General features: G+C 73.0%; 19 protein-coding genes. 5 read left to right on the forward strand and 14 right to left on the reverse strand.

Annotated features, from left to right (window positions below; translation table 11 throughout):
• Positions 1 to 33: 33 nt before the first annotated feature.
• From ABD352_RS51040 to ABD352_RS51085, 10 genes are read right to left on the reverse strand one after another with little or no spacing between them, the layout of a single operon-like run.
• On the reverse strand, positions 34 to 924 hold the full coding sequence (locus ABD352_RS51040; RefSeq protein WP_344619913.1) for an ABC transporter permease: 891 nt from the start codon (positions 922 to 924) through the stop codon (positions 34 to 36).
• Between the two features lie 2 nt (positions 925 to 926).
• Positions 927 to 1,760, reverse strand: coding sequence for an ABC transporter ATP-binding protein (locus tag ABD352_RS51045; protein ID WP_344619914.1), 834 nt, complete (start codon positions 1,758 to 1,760; stop codon positions 927 to 929).
• A gap of 40 nt (positions 1,761 to 1,800) precedes the next feature.
• The gene (locus tag ABD352_RS51050; protein ID WP_344619915.1) at positions 1,801 to 2,577 is read right to left on the reverse strand and encodes an SDR family oxidoreductase; all 777 of its coding nucleotides are present in this window, start codon (positions 2,575 to 2,577) and stop codon (positions 1,801 to 1,803) included.
• Positions 2,568 to 3,191 carry an isochorismatase family protein gene (locus ABD352_RS51055; RefSeq protein ID WP_344619916.1) on the reverse strand — a complete coding sequence of 208 codons (624 nt, stop codon included), beginning with the start codon at positions 3,189 to 3,191 and terminating at the stop codon, positions 2,568 to 2,570. Before ABD352_RS51055 ends, ABD352_RS51050 begins: the two co-directional genes overlap by 10 nt.
• Positions 3,188 to 4,261, reverse strand: coding sequence for a Gfo/Idh/MocA family protein (locus tag ABD352_RS51060; RefSeq protein WP_344619917.1), 1,074 nt, complete (start codon positions 4,259 to 4,261; stop codon positions 3,188 to 3,190). The genes ABD352_RS51055 and ABD352_RS51060 overlap by 4 nt, the downstream gene beginning before the upstream one ends.
• 1 nt (position 4,262) lies before the next feature.
• Entirely contained in the window at positions 4,263 to 5,147 is an 885-nt protein-coding gene (locus ABD352_RS51065) for an amidohydrolase family protein (RefSeq protein ID WP_344619918.1), read from the reverse strand.
• A 4-nt stretch (positions 5,148 to 5,151) separates the two neighbouring features.
• A complete protein-coding gene (locus tag ABD352_RS51070; RefSeq protein WP_344619919.1) occupies positions 5,152 to 5,973 on the reverse strand; it encodes an enoyl-CoA hydratase/isomerase family protein in 822 nt (273 codons plus the stop codon).
• On the reverse strand, positions 5,970 to 7,142 hold the full coding sequence (locus tag ABD352_RS51075; RefSeq protein WP_344619920.1) for an acyl-CoA dehydrogenase family protein: 1,173 nt from the start codon (positions 7,140 to 7,142) through the stop codon (positions 5,970 to 5,972). Before ABD352_RS51075 ends, ABD352_RS51070 begins: the two co-directional genes overlap by 4 nt.
• Entirely contained in the window at positions 7,142 to 8,140 is a 999-nt protein-coding gene (locus ABD352_RS51080; protein ID WP_344619921.1) for an acyl-CoA dehydrogenase family protein, read from the reverse strand. Before ABD352_RS51080 ends, ABD352_RS51075 begins: the two co-directional genes overlap by 1 nt.
• A complete protein-coding gene (locus ABD352_RS51085; RefSeq protein WP_344620003.1) occupies positions 8,137 to 9,003 on the reverse strand; it encodes an enoyl-CoA hydratase/isomerase family protein in 867 nt (288 codons plus the stop codon). Before ABD352_RS51085 ends, ABD352_RS51080 begins: the two co-directional genes overlap by 4 nt.
• Positions 9,004 to 9,047: 44 nt before the next feature.
• On the opposite strand from ABD352_RS51085, the gene ABD352_RS51090 reads away from it, so the two are divergent.
• The 4 genes from ABD352_RS51090 to ABD352_RS51105 all read left to right on the forward strand — a co-directional run bounded on the left by ABD352_RS51090 (position 9,048) and on the right by ABD352_RS51105 (position 15,580).
• The gene (locus ABD352_RS51090; RefSeq protein ID WP_344619922.1) at positions 9,048 to 9,974 is read left to right on the forward strand and encodes a hypothetical protein; all 927 of its coding nucleotides are present in this window, start codon (positions 9,048 to 9,050) and stop codon (positions 9,972 to 9,974) included.
• A gap of 44 nt (positions 9,975 to 10,018) precedes the next feature.
• A complete protein-coding gene (locus ABD352_RS51095; protein ID WP_344619923.1) occupies positions 10,019 to 13,522 on the forward strand; it encodes an indolepyruvate ferredoxin oxidoreductase family protein in 3,504 nt (1,167 codons plus the stop codon).
• Entirely contained in the window at positions 13,519 to 14,340 is an 822-nt protein-coding gene (locus tag ABD352_RS51100) for a FadR/GntR family transcriptional regulator (protein ID WP_344619924.1), read from the forward strand. The genes ABD352_RS51095 and ABD352_RS51100 overlap by 4 nt, the downstream gene beginning before the upstream one ends.
• Before the next feature lie 181 nt (positions 14,341 to 14,521).
• Entirely contained in the window at positions 14,522 to 15,580 is a 1,059-nt protein-coding gene (locus ABD352_RS51105; RefSeq protein ID WP_344619925.1) for a PQQ-dependent sugar dehydrogenase, read from the forward strand.
• A 36-nt stretch (positions 15,581 to 15,616) separates the two neighbouring features.
• On the opposite strand, the gene ABD352_RS51110 is transcribed toward ABD352_RS51105, so the two are convergent.
• From ABD352_RS51110 to ABD352_RS51120, 3 genes are all read right to left on the reverse strand, one after another.
• Positions 15,617 to 15,973 carry an SDR family NAD(P)-dependent oxidoreductase gene (locus ABD352_RS51110; RefSeq protein WP_344619926.1) on the reverse strand — a complete coding sequence of 119 codons (357 nt, stop codon included), beginning with the start codon at positions 15,971 to 15,973 and terminating at the stop codon, positions 15,617 to 15,619.
• A gap of 146 nt (positions 15,974 to 16,119) precedes the next feature.
• Positions 16,120 to 17,562: an aldehyde dehydrogenase family protein gene (locus ABD352_RS51115; protein ID WP_344619927.1), complete on the reverse strand. Its 1,443-nt coding sequence runs from the start codon at positions 17,560 to 17,562 to the stop codon at positions 16,120 to 16,122.
• Positions 17,563 to 17,582: 20 nt separating this feature from the next.
• On the reverse strand, positions 17,583 to 18,725 hold the full coding sequence (locus ABD352_RS51120; protein WP_344619928.1) for an acyl-CoA dehydrogenase family protein: 1,143 nt from the start codon (positions 18,723 to 18,725) through the stop codon (positions 17,583 to 17,585).
• A gap of 154 nt (positions 18,726 to 18,879) precedes the next feature.
• Between ABD352_RS51120 and ABD352_RS51125 the strand changes: the two genes are divergently transcribed.
• On the forward strand, positions 18,880 to 20,055 hold the full coding sequence (locus ABD352_RS51125) for a CaiB/BaiF CoA transferase family protein (RefSeq protein ID WP_344619929.1): 1,176 nt from the start codon (positions 18,880 to 18,882) through the stop codon (positions 20,053 to 20,055).
• Between the two features lie 11 nt (positions 20,056 to 20,066).
• On the opposite strand, the gene ABD352_RS51130 is transcribed toward ABD352_RS51125, so the two are convergent.
• Positions 20,067 to 20,729, reverse strand: coding sequence for a GntR family transcriptional regulator (locus tag ABD352_RS51130; RefSeq protein WP_344619930.1), 663 nt, complete (start codon positions 20,727 to 20,729; stop codon positions 20,067 to 20,069).
• Between the last annotated feature and the right edge of the window lie 78 nt (positions 20,730 to 20,807).

Raw genomic sequence — 20,807 nt, forward strand, 5'->3', positions numbered from 1 at the left:
TTCCTTTCGCGGAAACGGGGGTGTGGGGGAAAGTCAGAGAAGGTTGCGGTCGCCGCCTTCGATCTCGACGCGCGCCCAGGGCAGCACGAGCAGCGACACCCACTTGACGATGTTGCTCAGCAGCAGGCCCATGAGGGCGACGGCGACGATCCCGACGTACATGCGCGGCGCCTGGAAGAGCGTCCAGGAGTACCAGATGAGATAGCCGATGCCCTTGTTCGCCTGGGTGAACTCGACGCCGACCATCATGAGCACGGCGACGCTGACCGACATCCGCAGGCCGATGAACATCTGCGGCAGCGCGGCCGGGAACATCACGTGCCGGAAGGTCTGCCACGGCCCGGCGTCGAAGCTCTGCGCCACCTCCCGGTGCCCGGGACTCACGGCCAGGAACGCGGTCATCGTGCTGACCCACATGAAGAAGAAGACCGTCATGCCGATGGCCACGTTCAGGGCGGTGTCGGTGAGGCCGAAGATGAGCAGCAGCAACGGGAACACGGCCAGCTTCGGCACCGTGTACAGCGCCGAGAGCAGCGGCTCGAGCGTGGCCCGGACCCAGCGGGAGGCGCCGAGCGCGACCCCGGCGGCCACGCCCGTCACCACGCCCATGCCGCAGCCGATGAGCACCCGGGTCAGGCTGACCCACAGGTGCTCGAACAGCTCGCCGCTCTTGATGAGCTCGACCGCGGCGTCCCAGACCTTGGTCGGGGCCGGGAAGAACAGCGGGTTCACCGCGCCGCTCGTCGCGGCCACCTGCCACAGCACGAACAGCACCACCGGAGCGCCGAAGCCCAGCACGATCTCGGCGATGCGGCGCCGCCGGCGGCGGCCCGCGGCCCGCTCCGGGGTCGTCGAGGCCTCGCGGCGCACGAGCCGCCCGTTGGCCTGTTCGTCCGGCGGCACGATTGCGGTCACCTGGGTCATGGCTACTCCTCTCCCGCCGCCAGCGAGGCCCGGACCTCGTCGCGCAGCACATCCCAGACGTTCTGGTGCAGCGCCGCGAACTCCGGCGTCGCGCGCAGGTCGCTCGGGCGCGGACGGCCGAAGGGGACCGTGATGTCGCTGACCACCCGGCCCGGCCGGGCCGACACGACGACCACGCGGTCGCCCAGCACGAGGGCCTCCTCGAGGCTGTGGGTCACGAAGATGACGGTGCGCCGGTCCTCCTCCCAGACCTTGAGCAGCACCTCCTGCAGCACGACGCGCATCTGGGCGTCGACGGCCGCGAACGGCTCGTCCATGAGCAGAATCTGCGGTTGTACCGCGAGAGCGCGCGCGATCGATACGCGCTGCCGCATGCCGCCGGAGAGCGTCGCCGGGTACGCCTTCTCGAAACCGGCCAGGCCGAGCCGGCGGATCCAGTCCATCGCCCGCGCGTTGGCCTCCCGGCGCGGCACCTTCGCCATGTCCAGCCCGAACCGCACGTTGGCCAGCACCGTCTTCCAGGGCAGCACGCCGTAGTCCTGGAAGACCATCGACGTCGCGGCCCGGCCCTCGTCGAGCCAGAGGTCGAGCGTGCCGGCGGTCGGCGGCAGGAGGCCGTTGACGATGCGCAGGAACGTCGACTTGCCGCAACCGGACGGGCCGACCAGGCAGACGAACTCGCCGTCGGCGACCGTCAGGTCGAGCGGGCCGAGGGCGTGGACCTTCTGCTTGCCGGAGATGAACTGCCGCTCCACGCCCGATGCGAGCAGCTTGGCGCCGGTGGGTCGGGCCGGCGCAGGCGGGGGCGGCGCCGTGGGCCGTGTCTGTGTGTCCACTGTGCTCCAGGTGTCTTCAGGGGTGGGCGGATAAGCGGGCTCAGCCGAACCACTGGCCGGCGTTCACGTCGAGCGTCTGCCCGGTCACGCCCGTCGAGGCCGGGGAGCCGAAGAAGGCGACCACCTCGGCCACCTCCCGCGCCGTCACGAACCGGCCCAGGCAGGTCGCGGCCTCGGCGTCATGGCGCGCCTGTGCGGTGCCGGCGCCCGAGCGTGCGCCGGCGTCGGCGAAGAACGCTTCCAGGTTGTCGGACTCGATGTAGCCGGGGACCACGGCGTTGACCCGGATCCCGTGCGGGCCGAGCTCGCGGGCCATGACCTGCACGAGGGTGAGCATGGCCGACTTCATGGCCGCGTAGATGCCGGACTCCGGGTAGGGCTGGCGGGCGGAGATGGAGCTCACCAGGACGACTGAGGCCGAGCGGCCCTTCATGAGCGGCAGCAGCTCGTAGAGCAGGTTGGTGGCCGACAGGAGGTTGCCGTCGACCGCCGCGTGCCATTCCGCGGGCGTGCGCTCGCCCAGCGACCCGAGCGGCGGGCGGGCGAACGCGTTGTGCACCAGGACGTCGAGCGCACCGTAGTGCTCGCCGACACGCCGCGCGGCCTCGGCGCAGCGGGCCCGGTCGGTCAGGTCGGCCGGCAGGCACAGCGCCGCCCGCCCGGCCGCGGTCACCTCGCCGGCGACCTGCTCCAGGTAGGAGGCGCGGCGAGCGAGCAGGGCAAGGTCGGCCCCGGCCGCGGCGAAGGTCACGGCAAGCTCGCGGCCCAGCCCCGGGCCGACGCCGGCGATGGCGGCGTAACGTCCGCTCAGGTCCATGCCGCGACCACCTCGTCCACCGTGGACAGCCAGGCCAGGTGGCGCAGGCTGTACCGCAACACGTCCGCGGCGTACCCGGCCGGGGAGCCGGCCACCGCGTCGGTGGGGACGACGACGCGGTACCCGAGCCCGACCGCCTCCACCGAGGCGCCCGGGATGCCCATGTTCAGCGAGACTCCGACCAGCACGATCGTGCGCACGCCGAGGCCACGCAGGGTGGCGTCGAGCTCGGTGCCGGTGAACGGGGTCACGCCGTGGTGCCGCTCGACCGTGACATCGCCGGGCTCCGGCCCCAGCTCGGCCAGCACCTGTGCCGAGACCGAGCCGATGCGCAGGTTGCCGGGCATCGCCTCGGCCCGCTGCAGGATCGGGGCGTTGGCACCCGCCGGGCGGCCGCCGGGCCGGTGGGCCACGGTGGCGTGGACGACCGCGACCCCGGCCGCGCGGGCCGCGGCCAGCAGGCGGCGCACGGCGTCGACGCCGCCGACGGCCCGCAGTTCGTTGCCGAGGTCCGGCACCAGGCTCTCCGGGCCGACGATGCCGCGCTGCAGCTCCATCGTCAGCACGGCGGTGTCGGCGGGCCGGACGAGGCCGGGATCGAGTCGTCGGCTCATCGCGCTCCTCCGGCGGTGACGGTGACGGTGCGGCGCTGCTCGGCGGAGGCCTGGACCGCCTCGATGACGCGCAGGACGGACAGGCCGTCGGCGAACGTCGCGGGGCGGGGGAAGCCCGGTGCCGGCGGCTCGTCGGGGTTGTCGAGGCGGTGGTGCAGCCAGCGGGCGAGGCCGGTGTAGGCGGCGATCTCCAGCGCGGTCCAGGGCCGCGGGTCGGCGGCGTCCGTGGGCGGCGGTGCGGGCGGTTCCGGGGTGAGCCGTCGCGTGCCGTCCGCGGTGGCGAGGAACGTGTGACCATCCACGATGGACACGGTGCCGGCGGTGCCGGCGACCCGGGTCACCTCGACCGGTTCTCCCCAGACCGCCGCGCACTCCTGGAGCACCCCGGTCGCGCCGGTGGCGGTGCGCAGCAGCACGCTGTAGCCGTCGTCGGCGTCGCCGGCCGGCCGGGGCACCGCCTGGCCGAGCGTGGCCGACACCTCGGCGATCGGGCCGAGCCACAGCTGGATCTGGTCGAGCAGGTGGGTGCCGTTCGCGCGCAGCCAGCCGCCGCCGCGCGCCGGGTCGAACCACCAACCGGGGGCGCCCGCGTCGGCGGCGGCGAGGATCGGGTACGAGCGGATGACCGTCGCCGTGTGCGGGCGGCCGACGAGACCCGCGGCGAGCGCCGCCCGGACCGCCTCGACCGCCGGGTCCCAGCGGAACTCGGTGCCGACCAGGGCCGTGAGCCCGGCCGCGGCGGCCGCCTCCGTCACCGCCTCGGCCTGCGCGACGGTGAGCGCCAGCGGCTTCTCGCAGATCACGTGCCGGCCGTCGGCGATCGCCAGAGCGGCCAGCTCGGCGTGGGTGTCCGGCGGGGTGGCGATCGTGACGACGTCGGCGGCGGTGGCCCGCAGCGCCGCCGGCAGCGAGTCGAACCCGGCCGCGACGCCGATCCGCTGCGCGCGGCGGGTGGTCCGCTCGGCGTCGCGGCCGACGAGCGCGGCAACCTCGAACCCGGCCGCGCGCAGGGCCGGCACGTGCACGCGCAGGCCGAAGCCGGTGCCCGCGACGATCGCCCGGCGGCCCACGTCAGGCCCCGTCCGCGGCGAGACCGAGCACCCGCAGGGCGTTGGTGCGCAGGAACTTCTCCCACACGTGCTCGTGCAGCGGCAGGTCGTCGAGCTCGGTGAAGATGCGCTCCAGGGACAGGCCCATCGGGAAGTAGCCGGCGTAGAGCACCTTGTCCGCGCCGCGGGTGTTGGCGAAGTCGAGGATCGCCTTCGGGTAGTAGCGCGGGGCGAAGGCGCTCGTCGAGTAGTACAGGTTCGGCCACTTCAGCAGCAGCTTGACGGCCAGGTCGACCCACGGCTCGCAGCCGTGGCGGGTGACGAAGCGCAGCTCGGGGAAGAACCAGCAGACCTCGTCGATGAGGGCGACGTCCTGGGCCGCGAACGGCACCCGGGGCCCGGGCACGCCGGCGCAGACGAAGATCGGGATGTCCAGGTCGATGCAGGCGGCATACAGCGGGTAGAAGCGCTTGTCGTTGATGGGCACCGGCGGATTGCAGCCGCTGGGCATCGCGCTGGCGGCGACCACACCCAGTTCCTCGACCGCCCGCCGCAGCGCGCGCACGCCCTCCATCCCGGCGTTGGGGTCGACCGGGTAGGCCCCGAGAAATCGGTCGGGGTGCTCGCGCAGGGCCGCGACCGACAGCGGGTCGTCGAAGCTCACGGTGATCATGCCGCGCTCGACGCCCCATCGGTCCATCTCCAGCAGCACGGCCTTTGCCCCGTCGGCGCTGAACCGCTCGCCGGGCAAGCTCTTGTACATGTACTCGGCGGGAAACCGGTATGTCTCCCGGCTCTCCTGGTCCCGCAGCTGGCTGCCGAGGAAGCGGCGCCAGCTGTCGTCGCCGGGTCCCTTGGGGATTCCCATCATCAGGTCGACGACGCCGATGTCGGTGGGCCTGGGCATCGCCTCACCACCCCCGGAAGACCGGGTCGCGCTTCTCGGCGAAGCTGCGCAGCCCCTCGGCGCTGTCCTCGGTCCACACGTTCATGGCCACAGCCATCTCCTCCCGGTCGAACGCCGCGACCCGGTCCGAGTCCAGCGACTGGTTCAACAGGCGTTTCGCCAGGCCGATCGCGACGGTCGGCCCGGCCGCGAGCCGGGCCGCGAGGGCACCGGCGGCGGCGTCGAGCTCGTCGGGCTCGACCACCTGGTGCACGATGCCGAGCCGCTCGGCGTCGGCGACGGACAGGTCGCCGCCGAGCAGCAGCAGGCGCTTCGCCCGGTGCAGCCCCAGGACACGGGGGAGCAGGTAGGCCGCCGCGGCGTCGGGCACGATCCCGCGGGTGACGAACAGCTCGGCGAAGCGGGCCCGGGCGGAGGCCACGACGAAGTCGGCGGCGAGCGCGAGCTGGGCGCCCATGCCGGCGGCGACGCCGTTGACGGCGGCGATGACCGGCTTGGGGCAGTCGAGCACGGCCGCGATGAGGGCCTGCGCGCTGCGCACGGCGGGCCCGGTCGCGCCGACGATCCGGGCCGGCCGCCCGTCCGCGGCCGGCGGAGGGCCGGGGCGGCTGAGGTCGCCGCCGGCGCAGAAGGCCCGGCCGGTGCCGGTGAGCACGACCACGCGTACCTCGACGGTCGAGCCGGCCTCGTCCAGCAGCGCGATGAGCCGCTCGCGCTGGGGCGGGCCGAGCGCGTTGAGCTTCTCGGGGCGGTCGAACACGATGCGCGCCGTACCGTCGGCGACCGTGTAGCTGATCTGCCGGGTGACGTCCTCGGTGGCGGTCATGCGCGGGCCTGCCGTTCCCGGGGCAGCCCGAGGTGCCGCTCGGCGATGATGCCGCGCTGGATCTCGCTGGTGCCCGCGTAGATGGTGGTCACGACCGAGTGCCGGAACTCGTGCTCGATCCAGCCGTCGGCCGGCGCCCCGGTGCCGTGCCCGGCCAGCAGCCCGTCCGCGCCCAGCACGTCCTCGAAGGACGCCGCGGCCCGCATGAGCGCCTCGGAGCTGAACAGCTTGGCCAGCGAGCCCTCGGTGTGGGGCAGGACGTCGCGGGCGGTGAGCCAGGTCATGCGGTAGCCCATGAGGCGGCTCACCTCGAGGTCGGTGGCGGCCCGGGCCAGGGCGGCGCGGACCTCGGGTCGCTCGATGGGCGGGTGCCCGTCGGCGCCGGGCGTGCGGGCCCAGGCGACCGCCCGCTCGACCAGGTGCAGCAGGTGCCCGGCAGCGGCCGGCTGCCGCTCGAAGGCGAGGGCCACCATCATGACGTCCCACCCGCCGTCGACCTCGCCGACGCGGGCGCTGTCGGGGACGCGGACCCCCTCGTAGAAGGTCGCGTTCGTACGCTCGCCGCCGAGCGTGGGCACCGGGCGGATCTCGACGCCCTCGGCGTCCAGCGGCACCAGGAACATGGTCAGGCCGCGGTGCTTGGGCACGTCCGGGTTGGTGCGGGCGAGCAGGAAGACGTGGCTGGCCTCGTGGGCCATCGTGGTGAACATCTTCTGGCCGTCGATGACCCAGCCGTCGCCGTCGCGGATGGCGCGGGTGCGGGCCGCGGCGACGTCGGAGCCCGAATCCGGCTCCGAGTAGCCGAGACTCATGAGCGCCGCGCCGCTCAGGATGGCCGGAATCACCTCGCGCCGCTGCTGCTCGGTGCCGACGATCTGCAGGGTCTTGGCGACCAGCTCGGAGATGAGCCAGCCCTCGATCGGGATGCCGGCCCGGGCGAACTCCTCGTTCAGCGTGGCCATCTCGAACGGATCCCGGCCCTGCCCGCCCTGCTCGACCGGCCAGGCCGCGGCCAGCCAGCCGCGCTCGGTCATGGCGCGGTGCACGTCCCAGCTGTGCAGGGTGCCGGAGTCGTGCACGGCGGCCGAGGTCGACGGCGGCAGCGCGGCCAGGAAGTCGCGTACCTCGGCCCGGAACCGCTGTTGCGCCTCGGAGAGCTCGAAGTCCATCAGCCCAGCCCTCCGTCGACGTCGGCCAGGGCGAGGTCCACGACGTCGGCGACGGCCGCGCGCTCGCCGCCGGTGAGGAGGTCCAGGGCCTTGGCGCGGCGGAAGAACAGCTGGATGTCGTACTCCATCGTGTAGCCGTAGCCGCCGTGGGCATGCAGGCTGCGGTCGGTGGCTCGGCGGGCGGCCCGGCCGGCGAACGCGGCGGCCATCGCGGCCAGGCCGCGGCGGCGCCCGCTGCCGGAGTCGCCGGCCCACGCCGCCTCGAGGACCAGCAGCTCGGCCCCGTCCACGAGGGTCGCCGCGTCGGCCAGCTGGTGGGCCAAGGCCTGGAACGAGCCGATCGGGCGGCCGAACTGGTGGCGGGTCTTGGCGTAGTCGACGCCGAGGCGCAGCCCCGCCGCCCCGATGCCGGTCAGCGCGGCGGCGGTGAGGACCCGCCAGTCGGCGAGGGCGTCGGCGAACCCCTCGGCCGCGTCCGGCCCGGCGGCGAGCACCGTCGCGCCGGCCAGGTCCACGTGCCCGATGGCCAGCCCGGCCAGGGTCTGCTTCGGACGGTCGACGTCGTGCCCGGGCGCCGATGCCACGATCCGGCCGTCGTCCCAGGCGAGGACCCGGTCGGCCACCGCGGCCCACGGCGCCGTCCGGGCGATGCCGGCCACGGCCGGCCGGGGCGCGAACGTGACCAGGCCGGTGACGTCGGTGCGGCCGAGGCGGTCGAGCAGCCGGGTGGCGACCAGGGTCTCCACCAACGGGGCGGAGGCGAGCGCGGCCCCGGCGGCCCGGGCGGCGATGGCGAGCTCGGCCAGCCCGGCCGGCGTCGCCTCGCGGGCGCCGGCCAGGTGGGGGAAGCCGAAGTCGCCGAGCACGGCCCACAGCGCCGGGTCGAAGCCGAGCGGCTCTGCCGCCCGCACCCGCTGCGGGGTGGAGTGGTCGGCGAGCAGGGCGGTCAGGCCCGCGCGCAGGTCGAGCTGCTCCGTCGAGAGGGAGAAGTCCATCATCGCAGCCGCCACCGGGGCCGGTCGCCGGAGCGGAACGTCTCCTGCCCGGCGGCGAGGGCGGCCGGGTCGGTGCCGGCGGCGACCAGCGCGTGGGCGACGCCGAGCGCCTGCCCCGGCGCCATCTCCGAGCCGATCCAGATGGCGCGCAGGGTCGCCTGCACCGCGAGGGGCGGCAGCGCGGCGATGCTCCCCGCGATCGCCCCGGCCGCGGCGCGCAGCTGGTCGCCGGGCACCACCTCGGACACCAGGCCGATCTCGAGCGCGCGCCGGGCGGACATCCGCTCGGCCGAGCCGAGCAGGGTCAGGCGCAGCACCTCGCCCAGCGGCATGCGGCGCAGCAGGTGCAGCGGCTCGAACACGGCCGGCATGCCGAACGTGGTGTGCGGGTCGAAGAACGTGGCGGTGTCGGCGGCGATGATGATGTCGGCCTCGCCGAGCAGGTAGAAGGCGCCGCCGCAGGCGATGCCGTTGACTGCGGCGACGACCGGCTTCCACAGGCCGCACGACTTGGGGCCGAGGAAGTCGCCGACGTCCGCGCGCAGGAACGGGCTGGCGGCCTTCAGGAGCGCGCTCGACTCGTCGTCGGCGGTCTCCCCGGTCCCGTCGCCATCGGCGGCGTCGAGGCCGGAGCGGTCGTACCCGGTGCAGAAGGCCCGGTCGCCGGCGCCGGTGACGACCACGGCCCGGACCTCGTCGTCGAGCCGCAGGCGCGCCCAGAGGCCGGCGATCTCCCGCAGCATCGTGTCGTTGAAGGAGTTCAACACCTCGGGCCGGTGCAGCTCGACCCACGCGACCCCGGCATCGACGGAGACCCGCAGCGTCGAGAGCGCCGCGTCGTCGTTCGAAAGGGGTGTGTTGTGCATCACAGCCCGAAGGTTATAAGGTTATACCCTTAGCGTCAAGGGAGGTGGTCGAGGTGCGAGTGTTCACCGATGCGGCGCTGCGGGACCTGTCCCTGTCGCCCCGCGCCCGCCTGCTGCGCCGGCTCGGGGCCCGCGACGGGGCCGGCCTGCGTGACGAGCTGGCGGCGCTCGAGCGGGAGCACCGCGGCCAGCGCGAGCGCTACCTCGACTGGGTCACGACGATCCTCGCCACGGCGGCCGAGCGCCACGGCCGCGCAGGCCTGCGCCTCCTGACCGTTCGAACCTTGACGTTCTTCGCCGCCTACCCCGGCGTCGAGCCGGTGCACGACGACCTGCCGGCCCCGATGGCGGACGAGGTCGCCGCGGCCGCCGACCGGGGCGACACCGAGGGCGCGCTGGCCGTCTTCGACCGGCGGGAGGCCGAGTGGCGCTCGGTCATCGACGTGCTGCGGGACTGGCTGTCCGCCCTGCTCTCCCGGGTGTACGCCGAGTGGGGCCCGGACGAGCTCGAGGCGTTCCATCGCCGGCGCGGCGAGGACGCCCTGCGCGGCCTCATGGCCGACATCGACCGGTCCGCGGGCGAGCGCCTGGTGAACCTGGTCCGTCTGCTGCAGGGCCACTTCACCGAACTCGTGGTCAGCGAGGACGACGAGAAGTTCACGATCGTGCAGGACCCGTGCGGCACCTGCACCCGGCAGGTCCTCGACGGCCGGTTCGCGGCCGGGCTCGGCCTCGCCGTCGTCGACGACGAGCACCCGGTCGCCTGGGGCGGGCGGCCGACCACCATCTACCGCACCCACGTGCCGATCTGGCACGTGGAGATGGCCCGCGAGCGGCTCGGCGCGCCCTGGCCGGTCAACCTGTGCCCGTCCGGCCTGGACGGCGGCGCCTGCACCATCCTGCTCTACAAGGACCCGCGCGACCCATCCGCCGCGGCCCGGGTGCCCAGCGCACCCGCCGAGCCCGCCTGACGCGACGTCGAACATCCCCCTGCAACGAAGGGCCCGAGACACCCATGACCGAAGTGGTGAGCGCGGAGACGCCGGCCGGCCGGCGCGCCGGCTATCGGCTGGCGGACCGCTACGACGCCGACGACGGCACCGTCGTCCTCACCGGCACCCAGGCGATCACGCGCATCCTGCTGGACCGGCACCGGATGGACCGGGCGGCCGGGCTGCGCACCGGTGGCCTGGCCTCCGGCTACCCCGGATCGCCGCTGGGCGGGTTGGACCTCACGCTGCACCGGGCGGCCGAAACCCTCGCGGCCGAGGACATCCGGCACGTGCCCGGCGTGAACGAGGAGCTCGCGGCCGCCGTCGTGTTCGGCACCCAGCAGCCCTCGCCCGGCGGGCTCCGCGACGGGCTGCAGGGCGTCTTCGGGCTCTGGTACGGCAAGTCCCCGGGCGTGGACCGCTGCGGCGACGCGTTCAAGCACGCCAACCAGTTCGGCGTGCACCCGCTCGGCGGCGTCATCGCGGTGGCCGGCGACGACCCGGCGGCGAAGTCCTCGTCGCTGCCGAACCAGAGCGAGACCGCGTTCTACGACGCGCTCATGCCGGTGCTCGTGCCCGGCTCCACCCAGGAACTGCTCGACTTCGGGCTCATCGGTCTGGAGCTGTCGCGGTACTGCGGCTGCTGGGTCGGACTGAAGGTGGTGACCAACGTCGCCGACTCGGTCGGGTCGGTGAACCTCGCCCCCGACCGGCTGTCCCTGCACCGTCCGGCGCTGGAGATCGACGGCGAGCCGTGGCAGCACCGGCAGCGCATCGACCTGGTCCCCACCATCCTCGTCGACCGGGAACGGGACCTGCTCGAGCGCCGCCACCTCGCGGCCGTCGCCTTCGCCGCCGCCAACGGCCTCAACCGCATCGAGGGCGCCACGACCGGCGCCCGGATCGGCATCGTGGCCGCCGGCAAGACCTACTACGACGTCCGGCAGGTGCTCACCGACGCCGGAATCGACGACGCCGGCCTGCGCGAGCGGGGCATCCGCCTGCTGAAACTCGGCATGATCTACCCGCTCGACCCGGACGTTGTGGAACGCTTCGCCGACGGCCTCGAGCACGTCGTGGTCGTCGAGGAGAAGCGCGACTTCATCGAGTCGGCGCTGCGCGGCGCGCTGTACCCGACCCCGCACCGCCCCACCGTCGTGGGCAAGCGCGACCGGGCCGGCCGGCTGCTCGTGCCGGCCCACGGCGAGCTCGGCGTCGACCGGCTCAAGCCCATCCTGCGCCGCGAACTCGGCCTGACCGAGCCGGTCCGGGCCGGCGCGCCTGCCCGCGGCCCGATCGCCCTGCCGCTGCTGACCCGCACCTCCGCGTACTGCAGCGGCTGCCCGCACAACCGCTCCACCGTGCTGCCCGCCGGCGCCGTCGTCGGCGGCGGCGTCGGCTGCCACGGGATGTCCTACTTCGACCCGCGGCTGGCCGACAACCAGAAGCTGCCGGTCGTGCCGATGGGCTCCGAGGGCGTGCCCTGGATCGGTATGGCCCCCTTCGCCCGGACCGGGCACATCTTCCAGCACCTCGGTGACGGAACGTTCTCCCACTCCGGCCTGCTCGCGGTGCGGGCCTGCGTGGCGGCTGGCGTGAACATCACCTTCAAGATCCTGTTCAACGGGTACGTCGCGATGACCGGCGGCCAGTCGATCGCGGGTGGCATGCCGGTCCCGGCGCTCACCCGTGAGCTGGCCGCCGAGGGCGTCAAGCAGATCATCGTGTGCGCGGACGACCCCGGGCGCTACCGCGGCGTGCGCGACCTGGCCCCGGGGACCACGGTCCTGCCTCGCGCGGACGTGCTGGCCGCGCAGGAGCGCCTCGGCGCGGTCGAGGGCGTCACCGTGCTCATCTACGACCAGGTGTGCGCGGCCGAGGCCCGGCGAGAGCGGCGCGCCGGCCGGCTGCCCCGCCCCGACCGCCGGGTGATCATCAACGAGCGCGTCTGCGAGGGCTGCGGCGACTGCGGTGTGAAGAGCAACTGCCTCTCCGTCCAGCCGGTCGACACCGAACTGGGCCGCAAGACACAGATCCACCAGACGTCGTGCAACGCCGACTTCAGCTGCCTCGACGGCGACTGCCCGTCGTTCGTCACCGTCCGCACGACCGTGCCCGCGACCCGGCGCTCACCCCGCCCTCGCCGCGCGGACCCGGACGCGCCGCTGCCCGAGCCGACGGACAAGGCGGCGGTCGGCAACCGGACCTACGGCATCTACCTGGTCGGCATCGGCGGCACCGGCGTCGTCACCGTCAACCAGGTCCTGGCCACCGCCGCCCTGCTCGACGGGCTCCACACGGCCGGCCTCGACCAGACGGGGATGAGCCAGAAGGCCGGCGCGGTCGTGTCGCACCTGCAGATCGGCGCCGCACCGGTCGACGCCCGCACTGCCGCGGTCTCCGACGGCCAGGCCGACCTCTACCTCGTGTTCGACGCGCTCAGCGGCGCGGCCCCGCAGCATCTGGCGCGCACCGATCCACAGCGCACCGTCGCCGTCGTCGCCTCCTCACTCACGCCGACGTCGGCGGTGGTGACGAACACGGCGACCAGCCTGCCGCCGGCGGACACGCTGCTGGAACGCATCCGGGCCGCCGCCGGGCGCACCACCGCCGTCGACGCCGCACAGCTCAGCCGGGCCCTGCTCGGCGACGAGACGACCGCCAACGTCCTGCTGCTCGGGGTGGCCTACCAAGCCGGGGCGCTGCCGCTGTCGGGCGCCTCGATCGAGGAGGCGATCCGGCTCAACGGCGTCGCGGTCGAGGACAACATCGCGGCGTTCCGGGCCGGGCGCCGCCACGTGGTCTCGCCGGCCGCGATCGGGGCGCCGGCCGCGGCGATCCGACCGGGCGCGGCCGGGCTCGACCCGTCGCCGGGCGCGCGGGCGGCCGCCGGCCGGCTGCTCGACGCGGTGAGCCTGCCGGACGCGGTGCGGGAGATCGCCGAGCCGCGAGCCGGGGAACTCGTCGACTACCAGCACGCGCGGCTGGCCGAGCGGTACGCGGACACGGTGCGCCGGGTCGCGGCCGCCGAGGCGGAGCGGTTCGGGACGGACGCGGTGTCCGCGGAGTTCGCGCGGTACCTGTACAAGCTGCTGGCGTACAAGGACGAGTACGAGGTCGCGCGGCTGCATCTGAAGGTCGACATCGGCGCGCAGGCGTCCGCCGGCGGCGGGCGGGCGCGGGTGCAGTACCACATCCATCCGCCCTTCCTGCGAGCGCTCGGGCTGCGCCACAAGCTCGCGCTCGGCGGCTGGATCCGGCCGGTCTTCGCGGTGCTGCGGGCGATGCGGCCACTGCGCGGCACGGCGTTCGACCCGTTCGGCCGGGCCGAGGTCCGCCGGGTCGAGCGGTCGCTGCCGGAGGAGTACACGACCGCGGTGCTGGCCGCGCTTCGCACCGACGACCGGGAACGTTGCCTGGCCGTGGCGCGAGCGCCGGACCTCGTTCGCGGATATGAGACCATCAAGCTCGCCAATGTGGCCGAGTTCCGGGCGGTGCTGGCCCGCCCGTCCGAGGTGACTGCATGACCAAGGGGGAGATCATGGCGGAGTCCGTCGCGGGCCGCGGCACGAGGGGTCCGCTGCTGCCGCGCCGCCGCGTCGGCGAACGCCTCGCCGACGAGTTGCGCGACCAGATCCTGCGCGGCGAGCTCACGACCGACAACGGGCTGCTGAAGCAGGACGAGCTGTTCGAGCAGTTCAAGGTCAGCATGCCGTCGGTCCGCGAGGCCATGCGCACGCTGGAGACCGAAGGGCTCATCACCATCCGCCGCGGCAACCGCGGCGGCGCCGAGGTGCACCCGCCGCAGCTGGAACGGGCCGGCTACGTCTTCGGACTCGTGCTGCAGTCCCGCACCGTCAGCGTGCGGGACCTGGGCCTGGCGGTCCGCCGCCTCGACCCGATGTGCGCCGAGATGTGTGCGACCCGGCCGGACCGCATGGAGACCGTCGTGCCGGCGCTGCGCGAGATCCACCGCCGCACCGAGGCGAGCCTCGGCGACTTCGCCAAGTTCGTGGCCTGTATGAAGGAGTTCCACGAGGCGCTGGTCCGCAACTGCGGGAACCAGACCTTCGAGCTGCTCTTCGGCATGCTCGAGGGTTTGTGGTACGCGCACGAGGAGGAATGGGCGGCCCGCACGGCGAGGGAGGGCGAACTGCCCGGCACCGAGGCGACCCGGCGCAGCATCGAGAGCCACGCCGAGTTGATCCGGGCCATCGAGCAGGGCGACGGACCCGGAGCCGCGATCCTGGCCCGCCGCCACCAGGAGGACACACAGCCGCAGGCCAACCTCGGCGTCGACCCCGCCGTGGTGGTCAACGCCCAGCTCATCCGGCCCCCGGACTAAATGCTGCCTGCTCGACCCGCACCCGCGCCGGGTTCGAGGTCTTCACCACCTGGGATGAGGAGATCCGCTCGGCCGCGACGCTGACGGTCGTTGCTCCGGGCGCGGCGTTGTCCGCGAGGTGTCCTGATCATTCCCGGCGGGTGCGGTGGCGTTCGGGCGCATCCGGAACCGTGGTGGTGTGGTGAGCCTCCGTTGGTGGGCCGTCGTCGCAGCGGTCGCCGTCTCGGCTTCCATCGGCGTTTCGGCGGCAGCCGTCTCGCTCGGCGTCGGTGTCGGCGATCCACCGAAGAACGACCTCCGGCCGGGTGAGGTCCGCACCTTGGTCACCGGCCTGCAGATCCCGTGGGGCCTCGCCTTCCTCCCGGACGGCTCGGCATTGGTCACGGAACGGAACACCGCACGGGTCCTGGCGGTGAGCAAGCGCGGTGCGGTCGAGGAAGTCCAGCGGTTCGCCGACGTGCACGCAACCGGCGAAGGGGGTCTGCTCGGCATCGCGGTGTCGCCGTCGTACCGGACCGACCATTGGGTGTACGCCTACTATTCGACCGCGGTCGACAACCGCATCGTACGGTTCCACCTCGGCGGCACCCCCGTTCCGGTGCTCGCCGGCATTCCGCACGCCGACCAGCACAACGGGGGCCGGCTCGCGTTCGGGCCGGATGGGATGCTGTACGCCAGTACCGGCGACAGCGCCAACGGCGCGAACGCCCAGAACCGCCAGACCCTCGCCGGCAAGATCCTCCGCATCACCCCCGACGGCAAGCCGGCTCCCGGCAACCCGTTCGGCGACAGCGCCGTCTTCAGCCTGGGCCATCGCAACGTGGAGGGTCTCGCCTTCGACCCCAACGGCACGCTGTACGCATCCGAACTGGGCTTGGAACGCTTCGACGAACTCAACCGCATCGAGGCCGGGAAGAACTACGGCTGGCCGGTGGTGGAGGGCAAGGGCAGCGACACCCGGTTCGCGAACCCGATCGACGTCTGGGCACCCGAATACGCATCGCCGAGCGGCATCGCGGTCGCCGGCGGCCACGTGTACGTGGCCTGCCTGCGCGGCAAGCGACTGTGGAAGGTCGGGCTGAACGGACAGCAGCCACGGGCGCTGCTCGTCGGCTCGTACGGGCGGCTCCGCACCGTCGCCTCCGCGCCCGACGGGACGCTGTGGGTGATGACGTCCAATCGGGACGGCAGCGGGGCACCGGCCAGCACCGATGACCGCATCCTGCAACTGCTGCCGTAGGCTCGGCGGTCCCGGTTGCTCCTTGCCGCGGTTGGGTCAGCGTGGGGCCATCCGGAGGGCGCCGTCCATGCGGATGACCTCACCGTTGAGGTCGAGGGCGTGAACGCCGTTGCGGCCGAGGATCCGCATGGACGGACCGATTCCCGCGCAGTTGACGACCGTACGCAACGGCGAGCCCGCGCAGGCGGTCGCGACCGCGGCCCGAACCTCGTCAGGGTTGGTGACGTCGGTAGGAAGGTACTCCACGTTGGGCATCCGGTCGGCCTTGTCGATGCTTTGCTGGAGGTCGAGTGCGAAGACCCGCGCGCCCTCCTTCGCCAGCGCTTCGGCGGTCGCGGCGCCGAGGCCGGAGGCGCCACCGGTGACGATGGCTGCGGTGTTGGCGACGTGCATCAGTGAGGCTCCCTGTTGACGGCGGTGATGGTCATGGCCTGCGCCGAAGGACTGTCCAATATGGAGGTTGCCGGGCGGATCGGGTGCGCGGCTGTGGCGGAGCCGGCCGCTTCATTCGGCCCGCCAGCTGGGTGACCCCGCTGAGCTCAGCGCCGCCCCTGCAGGTACACCGTCCGCATGGAGGTGAAGAAGTCGCGAGCGGCCCGACCCTGTTCCTTCGGGCCGAACGCGCTCGCCTTGGTACCACCGAAGGGCACGTGCGGGTCGGCGCCGCCGGTCTCGCTGTTGACGTGCAGCACGCCGACCCTCAGTTCGGCCATCGCGTGCAGCGTGACGGCGAGATCGCTGGTGAACAGTGCGCAGGACAGCCCGAAGGGGCTGTCGTTGGCCAACCGCAGCGCGGTGTCGACGTCCGGCACCCGGGTCACCGTGAGCACTGGCCCGAAGATCTCGTCGGTCCACAGCGGGTCGCGGGTGTCGGAGACCTCGATCAGCGTCGGCCGCACGTAGTAGCCGGCGTCGATGTCGGGCAGCAGATCGCCCGAGGTGAGCAGCCGGGTGCGGGCACCGGCCGCGCGTACCGCGGTGGCGATCGAATCGCGTGCGTCGCTGGTGATGACCGGGCCGACGTCGGTGCCCGCAATCGTCGGATCGCCGAGCACCATCGACTCGATGCGTGCGCGGATGCCGTCGATGACCTGTTCGGCGACGTCGGCCTGCACGATGAGCCGCGAAGTCGCGGTGCAGCGCTGACCGCTGGCGCGGAAGGCTCCGGCGACGACGTCGTCGATCGCGGCCGGAAGGTCGGCGTCGGCCAGTACGATCGCGGCGTTCTTGCCGCCGAGCTCGGCCTGGATCGGCTTCGCGGCGGCCCCGCATGCCGCGATCAGCGAGCGGCCGACGGTGGTGGACCCGGTGAACGTCACCGCGTCGACCAGCGGGTGGTCGACGATCGCCTGGCCGAGGGAGCCGGCGCCGACGACCAGGTTGAGCACCCCGTCGGGCAGGCCTGCGTCGGTCAGCGCGCGGGCCAGTCGTTGCGCCAGCAGCGGGACGACGCTGGCGGGCTTCCAGACGACGGTGTTGCCGTGCGACAGCGCCGGGGCGATCTTCCAGGCGGGGATGGCGATCGGGAAGTTGAACGGCGTGACCACGCCGACCACGCCGACCGGGTGCCGGCTGACGACGATCGACTCGCCGGCCCGCGGTGAGGCGTACAGCTCGCCCGCCTCGCGGTCGGCCTCGGCGGCGAAGAAGTCGAGGATCTGCGCGGCGCGGCGTACCTCGCCGATGCCTTCGGCCCCGAGCTTGCCTTCCTCGCGGCTGAGTTCCACGCCGAACGCGTCGGCCTCGGTCCGTAGTGCGGCGGCGGCCCGGGCGAGGATCGCGCCGCGCTCGTGATGCGGCGTGCGTCGCCAGCCTTCCGCCGCGGCAGCGGCAGCGGTGACCGCGCGCTCGACCTCGGCGCCGGTGGCCGTCGCGCCTTCGGCGACCGTCTCGTGTGGGTGGGCCGGATTCACCGACCGCAGCAGCGGGCCGCTGCCGGCCAGCCAGTCGCCGTCGATGAGCAGCTGCAGGTCTTCGGGCATGTCGGCTTCGTTCCTTGTCGTCAGCGGAAGGCGGCGATACCGGTGAGGGCCTGGCCGATCACGAGCTGGTGCACCTCGCTGGTGCCCTCGTAGGTCAGCACCGACTCCAGGTTGTTGGCGTGCCGCAGGATCGGGTACTCGAGGGTGATGCCGGAGCCGCCGAGAATCGTGCGGCAGGTGCGGGCGATCTCGATGCTCTCGCGGACGTTGTTGAGCTTGCCGAGGCTGACCTGTTCGGCGCGCAGCTTGCCGTCATCCTTGAGCCGGCCGAGGTGCAGGGCGAGCAGCAGGCCCTTGTGCAGCTCCAGCGACGCGTCGGCGAGCTTCGCCTGGGTCAGCTGGAACCCGGCGATCGGCCGGTCGAACTGGATCCGCGTGGTCGCGTATTCGATTGCGGCGTCGAGACAGTCACGGGCGGCGCCCAACGCGCCGAACACGATGCCGAACCGCGCCTCGTTCAAGCAGCCGAGCGGGCCGGCCAGGCCGCGGGCGTGCGGCAGCATCGCGCTCTGCGGCAGCCGGACGCCGTCGAGCGTCAGCTCGGAGGTGGTCGAGGCGCGCAGCGACAGTTTGTGGCGCACGTCCGACGCGGTGAAGCCGGGTGTGCCCCGCGGAACCAGGAAGCCGCGGATGCCGTCGTCGGTCCGTGCCCAGACCGTCGCCACGTCGGCGACGCTGCCGTTGGTGATCCACATCTTGTTCCCGGTCAGCACCCAGTCGGTGCCCGAGCGTTCGGCACGAGTGCGCATGCCGGCCGGGTTCGAGCCGAAGTCCGGCTCGGTGAGCGCGAAGCAGCCCAGCGCCTGGCCGGCCGCGAGTCGCGGAAGCCACTCCTGCTTCTGCTCCTCCGACCCGTACTTCCAGATCGAGTACATCGACAACGACCCCTGTACTGAGACGAGGCTGCGCAGTCCGCTGTCGCCGGCCTCCAGCTCCAGGCACGCCAGGCCGTAGCTCACCGCGTTGGTGCCGGAGCAGCCGTAGCCGGTCAGATGCATGCCGAGCAGCCCGAGCTTGCCGAGTTCGGGGGCGAGCTCGACCGGCGACACGCCCTGCTCGAACCACTCCGCGATGGCCGGCCGGACCCGGTCGGCGACGAAGTCGCGCACCGTGTGCTGGATCAGCCGCTCCTCGTCGGTCAGCAGGCTGTCAAAGTCGAGCATCGAGACAACATCGTTCGGCACAGGTACCTCGTGGTGGTCAGGGCGCGTGCTCGTGCACAGGCCGGGCTTGCATGGGTCGTTGCGTCGGGCGGCAACCTGTCTTAGATTTTAGAAGATCGTAGGATGAGGCGCCTCGGCTGACAAGGGAATCGCTGTGACATCGAGCAATCTGACCTCGGACGAGCACGGCGGAGCGCTCGCCGGTGTGGTCGTCGCTGACTTCAGCCGGGTGTTGGCCGGCCCGCTGGCCTCGATGATGCTGGCCGACCTAGGGGCCACCGTGGTCAAGGTCGAGCGGCCCGGCAGCGGCGACGACACCCGGGCGTGGGGACCGCCGTACGTCGGCACGATGAGCACGTACTACTCGTCGGTGAATCGCAACAAGCGCAGCGTCACGCTCGACCTCGACGACCCGGCCGACCTCGAGCTCGCCCGTCGGCTCGCCGCCCGCGCCGACGTGTTCCTGGAGAACTTCCGGCCGGGCCGCCTCGCGGCCTTCGGCCTCGACGCCGACACGCTGCTGGCCGCGCATCCAGGCCTGGTCTACTGCTCGATCACCGGCTTCGGCAGTGGCGCCGGTGCCGACCGCGCCGGCTACGACTTCGTCGCGCAGGCGGTGGGCGGGCTGATGAGCATCACCGGCGCGCCCGGCGGTGAGCCGACCAAGGTCGGGGTCGCAATCGTCGATGTGATCACCGGACTGCATGCGACCATCGCGATCCTCGCCGCGCTGCGGCACCGCGAGCACACCGGCACCGGGCAACGGGTCGAGGTCAATCTGCTCTCCAGCCTGCTCGCCTCGCTGGCCAACCAGGGCGCCGCCTACATCAACAAGGCGGGCGTGCCGGCGGCGATGGCCAACCGGCATCCGAGCATCGCGCCGTACGAGACGGTGCGGACGAAGGACGCGACGCTCGCCCTCGCCGTGGGGAACGACCGGCAGTTCGCCGCGCTGTGCGTGGCACTCGATCGGGCGGAGCTGGCGACCGACGCCCGGTTCGCCACCAACCAAGACCGGGTGGTGCATCGGGCCGAGTTGGTCGCCGAACTGGAGGCGGCACTCGCCGGCGACACCGCCCAGGCCTGGGCCGCGCTGTTGCAGGCGCGGGGCGTCCCGTGCGGGCCGGTGAACGACCTGGCCGGCGCGTTCGACCTGGCCGGACAGCTCGGCTTGGACCCGGTGGCGACGCTACCCGGGAGCGGCGGAATCGACATCGCGACCCTGGCCAGTCCACTTCGGCTGGCCGCGACGCCGGTGCGCTACCACCGGGCCCCGCCGGAGCTGGGTGCTGACTCCGGGGATGTCCGGCGCTGGCTGGAATCGTGCTGACGGCCGGCGCGTCAGGGCGTCTCCGCGAGTAGCCGGGCGAGCGCGGCGAGCGCGTTCTCGCGATGCGCCGCCGAGAGCTCGACGGCGGCCTCCACGTCGCCCTCGCGCACCGCGCGCAGGATCTGCCGGTGCTCGGTGTTGATCAGCCGCAGGTGTGCGGCATCGGCGAAGTACAGCGACCGGTAGGCGTCGGTCGAGTCCCACAGCATGCGGATGAAGTTTGTCATCCGCGGCATCTCGGCGGCCTCGAAGAGTGTGAAGTGGAAGCGCCGGTTCGCGGCCGTGACCGCCGCGATGTCCTGACTCCGGGTGAACGTGGCGATGTCCCGGATCGCCTCGCGGAGCCGGTCCAGGTCGTCGCGCCCGATGCGGGTGACCGCCCGCGCCACCGCCTCGCCCTCCAAGAGCGTCCGGATGCGATACGTCTCGGTCAGCTCGTCCAGGTCGAGCTGCGCGACGAAGTAGCCACGGTGCCGGTAGTAGCTGACCTGCCCCTCGACCTCCAGTGTCTTCAATGCCTCGCGCACCGGCACCACGCTCAGCCCGAGTTCGGCGGCCAGCACCTCCTGGCGGATCTGGTCGCCCGGCCGCAGCACCCCGCGGGCCAGCCGATCGCGAAGCCGCGCCAGGGCCGCGTCCTGTGCCGTCACCACGCCTCTGGCGGCGTCTGCCATGCTGGTCTCCCTCGCAGCGGGCCGGATGCAGGCCCGTGCTGCACGATACCCGACCGCGCCGAGCGGACATCTGCAATC

This window comes from Dactylosporangium salmoneum, assembly GCF_039532525.1.
GTDB lineage: Bacteria > Actinomycetota > Actinomycetes > Mycobacteriales > Micromonosporaceae > Dactylosporangium > Dactylosporangium salmoneum.

Excerpts from the sequence above, each read along its gene's own strand:
- ABD352_RS51095 (WP_344619923.1), top strand. The coding sequence starts at position 10,019 with ATGACCGAAGTGGTGAGCGCGGAGACGCCGGCCGGCCGGCGCGCCGGC.
- ABD352_RS51065 (WP_344619918.1), bottom strand. The coding sequence starts at position 5,147 with ATGCCCAGGCCCACCGACATCGGCGTCGTCGACCTGATGATGGGAATC.
- ABD352_RS51120 (WP_344619928.1), bottom strand. The coding sequence starts at position 18,725 with ATGCTCGACTTTGACAGCCTGCTGACCGACGAGGAGCGGCTGATCCAG.
- ABD352_RS51110 (WP_344619926.1), bottom strand. The coding sequence starts at position 15,973 with ATGCACGTCGCCAACACCGCAGCCATCGTCACCGGTGGCGCCTCCGGC.
- ABD352_RS51055 (WP_344619916.1), bottom strand. The coding sequence starts at position 3,191 with ATGAGCCGACGACTCGATCCCGGCCTCGTCCGGCCCGCCGACACCGCC.
- ABD352_RS51085 (WP_344620003.1), bottom strand. The coding sequence starts at position 9,003 with ATGCACAACACACCCCTTTCGAACGACGACGCGGCGCTCTCGACGCTG.
- ABD352_RS51075 (WP_344619920.1), bottom strand. The coding sequence starts at position 7,142 with ATGGACTTCGAGCTCTCCGAGGCGCAACAGCGGTTCCGGGCCGAGGTA.
- ABD352_RS51115 (WP_344619927.1), bottom strand. The coding sequence starts at position 17,562 with ATGCCCGAAGACCTGCAGCTGCTCATCGACGGCGACTGGCTGGCCGGC.
- ABD352_RS51040 (WP_344619913.1), bottom strand. The coding sequence starts at position 924 with ATGACCCAGGTGACCGCAATCGTGCCGCCGGACGAACAGGCCAACGGG.
- ABD352_RS51080 (WP_344619921.1), bottom strand. The coding sequence starts at position 8,140 with ATGATGGACTTCTCCCTCTCGACGGAGCAGCTCGACCTGCGCGCGGGC.
- ABD352_RS51050 (WP_344619915.1), bottom strand. The coding sequence starts at position 2,577 with ATGGACCTGAGCGGACGTTACGCCGCCATCGCCGGCGTCGGCCCGGGG.
- ABD352_RS51130 (WP_344619930.1), bottom strand. The coding sequence starts at position 20,729 with ATGGCAGACGCCGCCAGAGGCGTGGTGACGGCACAGGACGCGGCCCTG.
- ABD352_RS51070 (WP_344619919.1), bottom strand. The coding sequence starts at position 5,973 with ATGACCGCCACCGAGGACGTCACCCGGCAGATCAGCTACACGGTCGCC.
- ABD352_RS51100 (WP_344619924.1), top strand. The coding sequence starts at position 13,519 with ATGACCAAGGGGGAGATCATGGCGGAGTCCGTCGCGGGCCGCGGCACG.